The following is an 11,570-nucleotide window of genomic DNA, read 5'->3' on the forward strand; positions in this document are numbered from 1 at the left end:
CCGAGTGTGGCTGGTCGCGCAGTTCCCCGCGCCCCTTTGGGGCGCTTGTCCTCGGGGCGTTTGCCAGGCGGAGGTCTCCGGGACTGGCCGGCTGTGACTGGTCGCGCCCTCGCGGCGGAGCCGCACAATGTCACAGCCCCGCGCCCCTATCGGGGCGCTGTCCTCACGGCATTGTCAGCCTCACGGCATTACCAGGCGAAGGCCTCCGGGGACGGGCCCGGGCCCGGGAAGATCTCGTCCAGTGAGGTGAGGAGTTCCTCGCTCAGGTCCAGTTCTACGGCGCGCAGCGCGGAGTCGAGTTGTTCGGCCGTGCGGGGGCCGACGATCGGGCCGGTGATGCCGGGGCGGGTCAGGAGCCAGGCCAGGGCGGCCTCGCCGGGCTCGATGCCGTGCTTGTCGAGGAGGTCCTCGTAGGCCTGGATCTGGGCGCGTGAGGTGGGGTTGGCGAGGGTGTCGGCGGCCCGGCCGCTCGCCCGGCGCCCGCCCGTGACCTCCTTCTTGATGACCCCGCCCAGCAGCCCGCCCTGGAGCGGGGACCAGGGGATGACCCCGAGGCCGTACTCCTGCGCGGCCGGGATGACCTCCATCTCGGCACGGCGCTCGGCGAGGTTGTAGAGGCACTGCTCGCTGACCAGGCCGATGGTGCCACCACGCCGCGCGGCGATCTCATTCGCCTGGGCGATCTTGTAACCGGGGAAGTTCGAGGAACCGACGTAGAGGATCTTGCCCTGCTGGATGAGGGTGTCGATCGCCTGCCAGATCTCCTCGAAGGGAGTGGCACGGTCGATGTGGTGGAACTGGTAGATGTCGATGTAGTCGGTCTGCAGCCGCTTGAGGCTGGCGTCCACGGCTCGCCGGATGTTGACCGCGGAGAGCTTGTCGTGGTTGGGCCAGGCGTCGCCGTCGGCGGCCATGTTGCCGTAGACCTTGGTGGCGAGGACCGTCTTGTCGCGGTGGACGGGGCTCTTGGCGAACCAGTTGCCGATGATCTCCTCGGTACGGCCCTTGTTCTCACCCCACCCGTACACATTGGCGGTGTCGAAGTAGTTGATGCCCGCGTCCAGCGCCGCGTCCATGATCGCGTGGCTGTCCGCCTCGTTCGTCTGCGGTCCGAAGTTCATCGTGCCGAGGACCAGTCGGCTGACCTTGAGGCCTGTGCGTCCGAGCTGCGTGTACTTCATGAGTACCTAGCCAACGACTTCGAGTGCGCTCCACGCAAGGGGGGTCAGAAGGGGGATCAGTCGCGGGGGAACTTGTCGGTCTTGAGGACGATGTCGACCACTGTGCCGGTCAGGTCGACGTCGGTGCCGAAGTCCACTCGTACGGGGTCCGCGTAGTCGCCGTCCTTGGGGTCGGTGTAGACGTGGCAGCGGCCTTGGTAGGGGTCGGCGATGACATAGACGGGGACCTCGGCCTCCGCGTACGCCGTCCGCTTCGGGCCGTAGTCGTTGGCGGCCGTGCCCTTGGAGATCACCTCGGCGACGAACTCCACGTCCTGGTAACGCCAGTGGCCCGTGTCGTCAGGCTTCGTCCCGTCCTTGAGCATGGCGACGTCCGGGCAGAAGCCGTTCTCGAAGCCGGGGAAATCGACACGGACGTCGGTGAAGACCAGGACATCCTCCCCGAACCTGTTTTCCAAGGCTCGCAGGATCCGGCGAATAATCTGCCAATGCGTGTTCCGCTGCGGCGTCATGTGAACGTTGCCCTCGACGATCTCGACCCTGAATCCTTCGGGGACGGGCATACGCTCAAGCCGCTCGAACCACTCGTCCAAGCGCTGGGTGTTGGCGTCGGCGTCGGCCATCGCGATCCTGTCTTCAAGGACGGTCATCGTGGCGCTCCTCCCCGGCTGCCCCACGGACGGGTGCAGCCGCGCAGTACAACGATACGCACGGTGACCGGGATGCGTAGTGATCACGCCATCGACCGTCGATATTCGGTTGCCGCACCCACTCCTACCCCCGAGCCTGGTCCCCGTGACCACGCCGACGGACACGTACTTCCTCTGCGCCACGCCCCGAACCGGCAGCTCCCTCCTCCTCGGCCTGCTCGACTCCACCGGGGTCGCCGGGCACCCGCAGGCCTACTTCCGGTCGCCGGACGAGGTCGCGTGGGCCGAGCGGTGGGGGATCGCGCACACGCCCCAAGGGGCCCTGGACTACGGCGAGTTCGTGCGGGCCGCGCTGGTGGCCGGCCGGACCGGCAACGGGGTCTTCGGAGCCAAGCTCATGTGGGGCACGCACGCCGGACTGACCGGCAGACTGGCGAGCCTTCACCCTGAACTCGCCGGGGACGAACTGCGGTTGCTGGAGCGGGAGTTCGGGCGGCGGGTCCGGTTCGTGCATCTGTACCGGGACGACATCCTCGCCCAGGCCGTCTCATGGCTGCGAGCCGAACAGACCGGGGTCTGGTTCATCGGCGGGAAGGGCGAGATCGGCGGAGGTGGCGGTGACGTCGCTGCTCAACCCCGCTTCGACCGTGACGCCATCACCCACATCATGCGAACCATCGAGGAGCACAACGCCGGTTGGGAGCGCTGGTTCGAGGCCTACGGCATCCAGCCGCACCGCATCCGCTACGAGGACCTCGCCGCCGATCCGCAAGCCGTCACCCACGGTGTCCTCGACCACCTCGGCCTCGGTCCCACCCTCCCCGCCGGACGGCAGATCACCCCCAGTCACCAACGCCAGGCCGATCGACTCACCGAGGAGTGGATCGCCCGGTATCGGCTACTGCCCCTGATCCAGGGGGTGTTCGGCGACGATCTGCTCGGGGTCTGTCTGCACGGGTCCGCCGTTATCGGCGACGGTGGGCTGCGGCCGGACAGTGACATCGATGTGCTCGTCGTCGTACGGCGCCGGATGGCTCGCGAGCAACGCCGTTTGTTGGTGCGGGAGTTGATGAAGATCTCCGGTGGGGATGCCCGGCCCGTCGAGCTGATCGTCGTAGTGGAAGGCGATGTACGGCCCTGGCGGTATCCGCCCCACTGCGAGTTCCTGTACGGGGAATGGCTACGGGCCGGGTTCGAGTGCGGGGTCGTGCCGGAGGCCGAAGTCAGTGCCGATCTCGCGCCGTTGCTCAGCATGGCTCTGCTCGGGGACGCACCGCTCTACGGGCCGTCGCCCGCCGAACTGCTCGACCCCGTCCCGCATGCCGACCTCCTGCGCGGGAGCGTCGCCGGAGTGCCGCAGCTCCTGGACGACCTGGACATCGACACCCGTAACGTCCTGCTGACCCTCGCCCGGGTCTGGACCACCCTCGCCACGGGGGGCATCCGTTCCAAGGACGGTGCCGCCGACTGGGCGTTGGAACGGGTTCCGGTGGAACATCGGGCTGTGCTGGAGCTGGCCCGGGACGGTTACCTCGGGCGGCGGGAGGACCGGTGGGAGGATCTTCTGCCGGAGGCGCGGGAGTGTGCCGTGTCCCTCGGCTCGAAGATCGAGGACGCCTGGGACATCGGGGGCATTGGGGGCATCGAGGTGGACAAGTCGGAGCCGGAGTCGTAGGCGGAGCCGGAGTTGTAGTCGGCGCCGTCTTCGCCGTACTCCTCGCCCATGCCCCATGCCTGATGCAGCGCCCCCGCGAACGCCCCCGCGATCTTGTGTTCGCCGGACGCGTTCGGGTGGGTGCCGTCGTACGTGTCGTGGGTCACGTCGTACGACTCCGGGAGGGAGGCGAGGAGGAGCGGTGAGCGCGGGTCGTCGAGGTCGGCGACCGCCTTCGCCTGGAGTTCGTTGAAGCGGGCGACCTCGGTGGCGAAGGGGGCGTCCGTCTCGGCGCGGACGTTCGGGATCACCGGCAGGAACACCATGCGGACGGAGGGCTTCGCGGCGCGGGCCTCCGCCACGAAGGCGCGCAGGTTCTCGGCCGTCTGGGTCGCGTTCGTGTAGAAGCCCAGGTCGATCAGGCCGAGGGAGACCAGGAGCACGTCCGCCCGGTGCGCGCGTACCGCCTCGCCGATCAGCGGGGCCATGTGCAGCCAGCCCTCGCCCCAGCCAGCGAGGTGGAAGTGCGGGAAGTCGGGGTCGGCGTACTCGTACGACGTGGGCGTGTCCGTCGCCTTGTCGTACAGCGTCTCGCGCGGGCCGACCACGGCGAACGGGCCGCCGTAGGTCGCGCGCAGGTGCTGCCACATCCGGTAACGCCATGTGTGTTCGCCCGCGCTCCCGATCGTCATGGAGTCGCCTACGGGCATGAACCTGAGCATCCGCTCATGATGGACGATCGGCGGCCGATCACTGGAGCCGATGGGGTGTGAGGCCTGCCACGATGGCAGGCTTGGGGGCATGCGTCGCTTCCTCGCGTTCCTCGGCGCCGGCTTTCTGGTCGGCGCGCTCGCCCTGCCCGCAACCGCAGCAGCACCGGCTGTCGCCGACGACGGCGGCAAGGGCGACAAGGGGTTCACGATCACGGACTCCCGGATCACGGAGTCCAGCGGGCTCGCCGCCTCGCACCTCCACCCCGGGATCTACTGGACGCACAACGACAGCAACGACGGCCCGTACATCTACGCCGTCGACAGCAGCACCGGCAAGACGGTCGCCACGGTCACCTTCAGCGGGGTCGGCAAGCCGCGTGACGTCGAGGCGATCTCCATCGGGCCGCACAACGAGATCTACGTCGGTGACATCGGCGACAACCTCGACGGGACCTGGCCGTACGTCTGGATCTACAAGCTGCCCGAGCCGAAGGTGCTCAAGGACCAGACGATCCGGGCGACGCAGTACGTCGTGAAGTACTCCGACGGGGCGCGCAACGCCGAGTCGCTGATCGTGCACCCCAAGACCGGGCGCGTGTACATCATCGACAAGAAGGAGGACGGCGGGCATCTGTTTGAGGGGCCCGCCACGCTCTCTTCCTCCAGCACCAACTACTTCAAGCCCGTCGCCGCCGTCGACCTCTGGGCCACCGACGCCGCCTTCTCGCCGGATGGCCAACAGCTCGCCGTACGCGGCTACTTCGGCGGTATCTACTACGACTGGAACGGCGGGAAGATCAAGCGCGGGGGCCGTCTCGACGTGCCGTTGCAGGGGCAGGGGGAGTCCGTCAGCTACTCCGTCGACGGGACGAAACTCATGTACGGGAGTGAGGGCACGGACAGTCCCGTGCAGGCCGAGGACGCTCCCGGGGGGAGTTCGGGTTCCTCCAAGTCGCCCTCCGGCGGCGGGAGTTCGGCGAGCGGTGACGGTGGGGGCGGCTCGGGCAATGAGGTGAAGGTGGGCGCGCTGGCCGTCGTGGTCGTCTGCGGGGCGGTCTTCGGACTGCGGCGCCTCACCCGTCGTAGCTGAACTCGCCTGCCTCGCGGCGCTGTTGGACCCGCACCTCCAGCCCGTCCAGGATGCGCCCGAGTCCGAACTCGAAGTGGTCGAAGTCCGCGGTGAACGTGTCGGGGGACAGGGACGCGAGGGTCGGGTAGGCGCCGGTGGCCATGGCCTTCTCCAGCGCCGGGACCTGGGCGCCGTAGAACTCCGCGTCGGTCAGGCCGGTGCTGCGGGCCGCCTCCTCCTGGTGGACCTGGGTGCGCGCGGCGCCGACGACGTAGCCGTCGATCATGACGACCGTCGAGACGAGTTCCGGGTCGGTCAGCCCCATCGGGCGGATGCGGCCGAGCAGGTGTTCCAGGGTGGCGAGGGCGCGGGGGCCGAGCAGCGGGCGGGACTGGTTGACGCGTAGCAGCCAGGGGTGCCGGCGGTGCACGGCGAGGGCCTCGCGGGCGGCGGTTTCGAGGGCGGCGCGCCAACTGCCGCTGCTCTCCCTGTCGTTGGGCCGGTCCGGGAAGCGGACGCGGTCCAGCATGAGGTCGAGGAGTTCGGCCTTGCCGGGGACGTACCGGTACAGGGACATCGCGCCCGTGCCCAGGTCGGTGGCGACGCGGCGCATGGAGACCGAGTCCAGGCCCTCCTCGTCCGCGATGCGGACGGCCGCGTCCACGATCCGGTCGACGGACAGCCCCGGTTTCGGCCCGCGGCTGGGGCGGGGGCCGGTGTCCCACAGCAGTTCGAGGGTGCGGGCGATGTCACCGCTCCCGCTGGACTCCTGACTGCTTGCCATGCGGGGAGTGTAGATCCCCGGGCGAAAACCGGGTACACCGTACGCGTAATCGGATACGGTGCACGCAGTTCGGGAGGGAGGGAACCATGAGTCACGGATACGTCGTGGAGGCCGAGGCGCTGGAGAAGCGCTACGGCGACAAGCGCGCCCTCGACGGCTTCGACCTGGCCGTCCGCGAGGGCACCGTGCACGGGCTGCTCGGCCCGAACGGCGCCGGCAAGACCACCGCCGTACGCATCCTCTCCACGCTCGTCCGGCTCGACGGCGGCAAGGCGACGGTCGCCGGTCTCGACGTGGCCCGGCAGCCGCGCCAGGTGCGTTCCCGGATCGGGCTCACCGGGCAGTACGCGGCGATCGACGAGATCCTCACCGGCCGACAGAACCTGGAGATGTTCGGCCGCCTCTTCCATCTCGGCCGCAGGCGCGCCAAGTTGAGGGCGACCCAACTCCTGCGCCAGTTCGACCTGGAGGCCGCGGCGGACAAGGGCGCGGGCGGCTACAGCGGTGGCATGCGCCGCCGCCTGGACCTGGCCGCGTCGATGATCCTGGCCCCGGCCGTCCTCTTCCTCGACGAACCGACCACCGGCCTCGACCCGCGCAGCCGGGGCGAAGTCTGGGAAGCGGTAAGGCAGTTGGTGGCCGACGGCACCACAGTCCTCCTCACCACTCAATACCTGGAGGAGGCCGACCGGCTGGCCTCCCGCATCACCGTCATCGACCAGGGCCGGGCCATCGCCGACGACACCCTCGACGGCCTCAAGAACCGCGTCGGCGGCGACCGCGTCGAGGTCGTGGTGCGCGAACCGGCCCACATCCCCTACGCGTTGCAGGCGGTCGCGAGGGTCGCCCACGGCGGCCAACCGGAGGCCGACATGGGGGAGTTGCGGGTGCACGCGCCGGTGGCCGACCGGGTGGGCTCGCTGACCGAGGTCGCCCGATACCTCCATCACTACGGCATCCCGGTCGAGGACATCGGCCTGCGCCGCCCGAGCCTGGACGACGTGTTCCTGCGGCTGACGGGCCGCCGTACGGAAGAAGAACCGGAGCCCGAGCGGGAGTCGGCGCCGGAGACCGAGGGGGCGGCGGCATGAGCGGCGGCGTCTCGGCGGCGTCCGAGGGCACCGGACGGACGTACCGCAGACGACCCCAACACGGCCGCCTCTTCTGGACGGTCGCCGACTGCTGGAACGTCGTCCGGCGCGGCCTGACCCACTACCGGCGCCAACCGGTCAGCATTCTCTGGCAGTTGGGCTTCCCGATCCTGTCCGTGCTGCTGTACGGGTACGTTTTCGGCAAGGCCATCCAGGTGCCGGGCGGCGGCGACTACAAGGCGTTCCTGATGCCGGGGATGTTCGTGATGACGGTAGCCATGGGCTTCGTCTCCACGGCGACGATCTTCGTGAACGACTCCAAGAAGGGCGTCATCGACCGGTTCCGCTCCATGCCGATGGCGCCGTCGGCGGTGGTGGCCGGGCGCGGTGCGACCGATCTGATCGTGTCCTGCGCGGAGTTGGGCATCATGATGGCCACGGCGTACGGCATGGGCTGGCGCCCGGAGTTCGGCACGGGCCCCCTCTTCGGCTACGGCCTAGGCTTCGTGAAGGCCGTCGCACTCCTCCTGTCCCTGCGCTTCGCGCTGATCTGGGTGGGCGTCTGGCTGGGGTTGCTGCTGCCGGGCCCCGAACAGGTGGGCGGCCTCTTCGCGATCGTCTTCCCGCTGACGATGATCTCCAGCATCTACGTCTCCCCGCAGCAGATGCCCCACTGGCTCGGCCAGGCCGCGCTCTGGAACCCGCTCTCGTCCACGGCGGGCGCCACACGGGCGTTGTTCGGCGCGCCGACGGGCAGGGGCGCGTCGTGGCCGGAACAGCATGCGCTGCTGCTGGCGGGGGTGTGGCCGGCGGCGTTGACGCTGCTGTTCCTGCCGTTGGCGGTGCGGAGGTTCCGGCGGTTGAGCCGGTAGGCGTCGTCCGGCTCACGTGCCCATGGGGCAGGGCAGATCGGGCCTTGTGCGGTTCGGTGAGCAGGTCACCAGGGCCAGGGAGAGAAACGAGGGGCGTTCGAGGTAGAAGCCGAACGCCGTGTCACTGCCTGAGCCCAGCCGATCGGTGGCAGAGGTCACGAGCCGGGCGAGGTGACCGGCGTCGCGTTGCGTCTCGTTCGCGAACCGGGGCGTGTACGCGGCGAGTTGGTCACCGAGCCAGGCTGCCGCGTCGGCAGGGGCCGCCCATGTTCCCTGTAGCAGCGAGCTCGGCTTGACCAGCCAGTACGACGTTTCCAGCGGGGGTAGATCGGAGGTCGGGAACTCGGCGGCCACTTCGCGATACCGCTGGATCAACTCAGGGCGGCTGCCGGGTGGGGGTGGTTCCGGGTGGGGCGGGCGCCGGAGCGCCTCCTGGTCGAAGCGGGCTTTCGGGCCGGTCCACAGGTAGGCGTGGTGGTGCACCGGTGGGGGTCCTGTTCGGGGTGGGCTCGGTCTCGGAGGTGGTGAGATCCCGGCCGGGGAGGGCGAGTTGGGGTCGCTACAGGGCCGGCCGGGATGGGTGGGACTGCGGTTCTGTGCGGCTCAGATGGTCAGGCCGAAGCGGGCCGGTTCGATGCCGGCCGCGCCCAGTTCCTCGGTGGTGAAGCGCAGAGGCTCCTTGTCGGGGCGCTTGCTGTCGCCGAGGGCCCAGGCGTCGTCGCCGATCCGGGCAAGGGTCACGCAGCCCTCGGTGCAGGGGCCGCCGCAGGCCTGCGTGAACGCGACTGCGGTGATGTCGAGTTGGTAGAGGTCGGTGCCGTTGAGCATGGGGGTGCCTTCCTGTGGTGGTCAGTTGGTGGGGCTTGCGTGCACTCCGGAGGCGTGGTCGCGGATCTCGGTGGCGTGGCGGGCGGCTTGAGCAATGTCGCCGGATTGCTTGCGGGCGGTGAGTTGGCGCCAATTCGCGGCGTAGATGTCGCAGTTGGGGTCCTCAGGAGCGTCGGTCGGCCATCACTCGGGAGACTCCGCAGTCTCGCCGGGGTTCTTCGTACAGCCCCAGGCTAAGAAGGAGATACGGGTTGCATCCAGCCTTGTGCACTAATGTGCATGCAAGCTTTTGGCAAGTTGCATGGCTGCTTTTTGCCCTTGACCGAGGCCCGCCCTGGCGTGAATCTGGTGCACATCAGCGCACTAACATGCAGCCGGAGGTCGTCATGCACTTACAGTTCATCGGGATCGATCCAGAGACGGGCAGGGACGGATCACCGACCGCATGGGTGGACGTGGACAACGCGGACATCGTGATCCAGAGCTATACGGCCGACGAGATGACGCGAGTGCAGTGCGCGAGGAACACAGCGCCTGGGCACGCGCAGGGCATCCCGGACCACGAGACCGTGATTCGCATTCCCGCCCGTCTGGCGCCGATGTTGAGGGAGGCCTGCGATGCCGCAGAACGTGCCCAGCTTTGACGAACTCATGGAGGCCACGCAGCGCTCTGCCGTACACCTCGAAATGCGTGATCAGTACGCCGTCGGCGACGAGGCGGATGACTTCAACGCGTGGCTGAGCACCGGGCGGAGGGACACCGATCCCAACTCGGAGTACTGGGCGCCCTGGGTCGACCTGATCTCCCGTGTGGTCGCCCGTGGTGTCGTCGTACGGCGTGCCCGTGTCGTCTCGGAACCGGTCACCGACTACATCCGCTACGAGCACGCGAGTACGGGTGTCAACGTGATGGCCGGCGAACAGGTGCGATGGCTGCCCCGCCCGAGGGCGGTCGACCTGATGCTGCCGGGCGCGGATCTGTGGATTTTCGACGGGACACGGGTCCTCTTCAACCACTTCACCGGCATCGGCGAATGGGCCGACCCGGGCAAGGAGTTGCGCACCGAGCCGAGTATCGTCAAGCAGTGCTCGGACGCCTTCGAGGCGGTCTGGGAACGCGCCGTCCCGCACGAGACGTACGAGATCCACTGACAGAAGCATCGTTGGCCAGCTCATGCCCATATCACCGTCTTCTTCGGCCCAAGCCGCGCGTGAGAACGTGGCGCGGCAACTGCGTGACCTGAGGAAGGACGCGGGCTTGACGGTCACTGAACTGGCCAACGAGTGCGGTTGGCACCACGCGAAGACCTCGCGCATCGAGAATGCCCGCACACCTCCGTCTCCGACCGACATTCGCTTGTGGTGTCGCGCGACAGGCGCCATCGACCGGACTCGGGACCTGATCGCGTCCTCACAGCATGCGGAATCCCTGTACCGCGAGTGGCGGCAGCGCGTTCGTGCGGGCCTGGCCAAGTTGCAGGACAGCTACGTCGAGCTGTATCGGTCGACCGAGTTGCTGCGGGTGTACTCCCCGGTCCTGGTACCGGGGTTGCTCCAGAGTGAGGGATACGCCCGGGCGTTGCTCAGCATGAGCGCCCGCTTCCACCGGGTTCCGGATGACGCGGCGGAGGCTGCCTCTGCGCGTGTGCGGCGTTCGCAGGTGATCCATGAGCCGGGCCATCGGTTCGTGTTCCTCATCGAGGAGGCGGCGCTGTACTACCAACTCGGTGACGCCGAGGCGATGGCCGCACAGTTGGGCTACCTCCTCACCGCCGGGGCGCTCCCACAAGTGTCGTTCGGCATCATCCCGACGGCGACTCGCGAGCGCACGATCTGGCCGCAGGAAACGTTCAACGTCCACGACGACACCCTCGCCGCCGTTGAGCTGGCCACCGCCGAGGTCAACATCACCCAGCCCTCCGAAATCGCGCTCTACATCAAGGCGTTCGAACAACTCCGAAGCATGGCCGTGTACGGGGCGGACGCCCGGTCGCTGATAGTGAAGGCCATCGACGCGCTGCGCTGATCCGGCCGCTGTCTGCACGCTCAGGTCTTGATTATGTTGAGGAAGGTGTGCGATGTCGCAGAACGTGCCGAGCTTCGCTGAACTCCTGGACAGTGCGCGGCGATCGGCTGTCCACCTGGAGATGCGAGACACCTACGGAGTCGCCGGTGAGGCCGACGACTTCGGCCACTGGCAGCGGACGGGAGAACGGGACAACGACCCGGAGTCCCCGCACTGGGGTCCATGGACGAGCCTCATCCGCCGTACGGTTGCTCGTGGAGTGGTGGTGCGCCGTGCCCGCATCGTGTCGGAGCCGGTCAGTGACTACATCCGCTACGAGTACGCGGGGACTCCGGTCAACATCGAAGCCGGTGAACAGGTGCGATGGCTTCCGCGTCGGCAGGCATCCGACATCGCGTTGCCGGGCAACGACTTCTGGCTCCTGGACGAGCGATTGATCCGCTGGAATCACTTCACCGGGAACGGCGCGTCCGGTGGCGGAGAGATCAGGGAGGATCCGGCCGCGGCGAAACTGTGCGCCGAGGCGTTCGAGGCGGTGTGGGCGCGAGCAACCCCGCACGCGAACTACGGGATCAGCTAGAGGAGAAGGCGTACGGTCGGCTCGTGCTCAGCTCCCCGTCGCCACGCCGGCAGATCAACGCACTCACGCAGGGCGGGCTGCGGTTGATGCAACTCCTCGTCCCGTTGCCGTGAAAGGTGGCG

At 68.4% G+C, this 11,570-nt stretch carries 13 protein-coding genes and 1 pseudogene; 8 read left to right on the top strand and 6 right to left on the bottom strand.

Features of this window, described 5'->3' with window-relative positions; translation table 11 throughout:
- Positions 1-188 precede the first annotated feature (188 nt).
- Both AB0I69_RS26775 and AB0I69_RS26780 read right to left on the bottom strand, forming a co-directional pair.
- Positions 189-1,181, bottom strand: coding sequence for an aldo/keto reductase (locus AB0I69_RS26775; RefSeq protein ID WP_363098216.1), 993 nt, complete (start codon positions 1,179-1,181; stop codon positions 189-191).
- Positions 1,182-1,237: 56 nt separating this feature from the next.
- Complete coding sequence (locus AB0I69_RS26780) at positions 1,238-1,831, bottom strand: Uma2 family endonuclease (RefSeq protein ID WP_363098217.1); 594 nt, start codon at positions 1,829-1,831, stop codon at positions 1,238-1,240.
- A gap of 145 nt (positions 1,832-1,976) precedes the next feature.
- On the opposite strand from AB0I69_RS26780, the gene AB0I69_RS26785 reads away from it, so the two are divergent.
- Positions 1,977-3,506: a Stf0 family sulfotransferase gene (locus AB0I69_RS26785; protein ID WP_363098218.1), complete on the top strand. Its 1,530-nt coding sequence runs from the start codon at positions 1,977-1,979 to the stop codon at positions 3,504-3,506.
- 35 nt (positions 3,507-3,541) lie between these two features.
- Here the strand turns inward: AB0I69_RS26785 and AB0I69_RS26790 are convergent.
- Positions 3,542-4,207: pseudogene (locus AB0I69_RS26790) on the bottom strand (SGNH/GDSL hydrolase family protein); the annotation flags it as partial.
- Positions 4,208-4,286: 79 nt separating this feature from the next.
- Here AB0I69_RS26790 and AB0I69_RS26795 point away from each other — a divergent pair.
- A complete protein-coding gene (locus AB0I69_RS26795; RefSeq protein WP_363098219.1) occupies positions 4,287-5,288 on the top strand; it encodes a WD40 repeat domain-containing protein in 1,002 nt (333 codons plus the stop codon).
- On the opposite strand, the gene AB0I69_RS26800 is transcribed toward AB0I69_RS26795, so the two are convergent.
- Complete coding sequence (locus AB0I69_RS26800; RefSeq protein ID WP_363098220.1) at positions 5,272-6,051, bottom strand: TetR/AcrR family transcriptional regulator; 780 nt, start codon at positions 6,049-6,051, stop codon at positions 5,272-5,274. The two genes, AB0I69_RS26795 and AB0I69_RS26800, sit on opposite strands and share 17 nt — an antisense overlap.
- Before the next feature lie 86 nt (positions 6,052-6,137).
- Here AB0I69_RS26800 and AB0I69_RS26805 point away from each other — a divergent pair, with 86 nt between their 5' ends.
- On the top strand, positions 6,138-7,142 hold the full coding sequence (locus tag AB0I69_RS26805; protein ID WP_363098221.1) for an ATP-binding cassette domain-containing protein: 1,005 nt from the start codon (positions 6,138-6,140) through the stop codon (positions 7,140-7,142).
- A complete protein-coding gene (locus AB0I69_RS26810) occupies positions 7,139-8,014 on the top strand; it encodes an ABC transporter permease (protein ID WP_363098222.1) in 876 nt (291 codons plus the stop codon). The genes AB0I69_RS26805 and AB0I69_RS26810 overlap by 4 nt, the downstream gene beginning before the upstream one ends.
- Positions 8,015-8,026: 12 nt before the next feature.
- On the opposite strand, the gene AB0I69_RS26815 is transcribed toward AB0I69_RS26810, so the two are convergent.
- Positions 8,027-8,497 carry a hypothetical protein gene (locus AB0I69_RS26815; protein WP_363098223.1) on the bottom strand — a complete coding sequence of 157 codons (471 nt, stop codon included), beginning with the start codon at positions 8,495-8,497 and terminating at the stop codon, positions 8,027-8,029.
- Between the two features lie 120 nt (positions 8,498-8,617).
- Entirely contained in the window at positions 8,618-8,842 is a 225-nt protein-coding gene (locus AB0I69_RS26820; RefSeq protein ID WP_363098224.1) for a DUF397 domain-containing protein, read from the bottom strand.
- 386 nt (positions 8,843-9,228) lie between these two features.
- Here AB0I69_RS26820 and AB0I69_RS26825 point away from each other — a divergent pair, with 386 nt between their 5' ends.
- From AB0I69_RS26825 to AB0I69_RS26840, 4 genes are read left to right on the top strand one after another with little or no spacing between them, the layout of a single operon-like run.
- Positions 9,229-9,486, top strand: a complete 258-nt coding sequence (locus AB0I69_RS26825) for a hypothetical protein (protein ID WP_363098312.1) — start codon at positions 9,229-9,231, stop codon at positions 9,484-9,486.
- Positions 9,461-9,994: a DUF6879 family protein gene (locus AB0I69_RS26830; protein WP_363098225.1), complete on the top strand. Its 534-nt coding sequence runs from the start codon at positions 9,461-9,463 to the stop codon at positions 9,992-9,994. Before AB0I69_RS26825 ends, AB0I69_RS26830 begins: the two co-directional genes overlap by 26 nt.
- A 22-nt stretch (positions 9,995-10,016) precedes the next feature.
- Complete coding sequence (locus tag AB0I69_RS26835; RefSeq protein ID WP_363098226.1) at positions 10,017-10,868, top strand: helix-turn-helix transcriptional regulator; 852 nt, start codon at positions 10,017-10,019, stop codon at positions 10,866-10,868.
- 52 nt (positions 10,869-10,920) lie between these two features.
- A complete protein-coding gene (locus AB0I69_RS26840; protein WP_363098227.1) occupies positions 10,921-11,448 on the top strand; it encodes a DUF6879 family protein in 528 nt (175 codons plus the stop codon).
- The last annotated feature ends 122 nt before the right edge of the window (positions 11,449-11,570 follow it).

Origin of the sequence: Streptomyces sp. NPDC050508 (genome assembly GCF_040655155.1) — a bacterium.
GTDB lineage: Bacteria > Actinomycetota > Actinomycetes > Streptomycetales > Streptomycetaceae > Streptomyces.

Excerpts from the sequence above, each read along its gene's own strand:
- AB0I69_RS26775 (WP_363098216.1), bottom strand. The coding sequence starts at position 1,181 with ATGAAGTACACGCAGCTCGGACGCACAGGCCTCAAGGTCAGCCGACTG.
- AB0I69_RS26780 (WP_363098217.1), bottom strand. The coding sequence starts at position 1,831 with ATGACCGTCCTTGAAGACAGGATCGCGATGGCCGACGCCGACGCCAAC.
- AB0I69_RS26795 (WP_363098219.1), top strand. The coding sequence starts at position 4,287 with ATGCGTCGCTTCCTCGCGTTCCTCGGCGCCGGCTTTCTGGTCGGCGCG.
- AB0I69_RS26800 (WP_363098220.1), bottom strand. The coding sequence starts at position 6,051 with ATGGCAAGCAGTCAGGAGTCCAGCGGGAGCGGTGACATCGCCCGCACC.
- AB0I69_RS26805 (WP_363098221.1), top strand. The coding sequence starts at position 6,138 with ATGAGTCACGGATACGTCGTGGAGGCCGAGGCGCTGGAGAAGCGCTAC.
- AB0I69_RS26810 (WP_363098222.1), top strand. The coding sequence starts at position 7,139 with ATGAGCGGCGGCGTCTCGGCGGCGTCCGAGGGCACCGGACGGACGTAC.
- AB0I69_RS26820 (WP_363098224.1), bottom strand. The coding sequence starts at position 8,842 with ATGCTCAACGGCACCGACCTCTACCAACTCGACATCACCGCAGTCGCG.
- AB0I69_RS26825 (WP_363098312.1), top strand. The coding sequence starts at position 9,229 with ATGCACTTACAGTTCATCGGGATCGATCCAGAGACGGGCAGGGACGGA.
- AB0I69_RS26830 (WP_363098225.1), top strand. The coding sequence starts at position 9,461 with ATGCCGCAGAACGTGCCCAGCTTTGACGAACTCATGGAGGCCACGCAG.
- AB0I69_RS26835 (WP_363098226.1), top strand. The coding sequence starts at position 10,017 with ATGCCCATATCACCGTCTTCTTCGGCCCAAGCCGCGCGTGAGAACGTG.
- AB0I69_RS26840 (WP_363098227.1), top strand. The coding sequence starts at position 10,921 with ATGTCGCAGAACGTGCCGAGCTTCGCTGAACTCCTGGACAGTGCGCGG.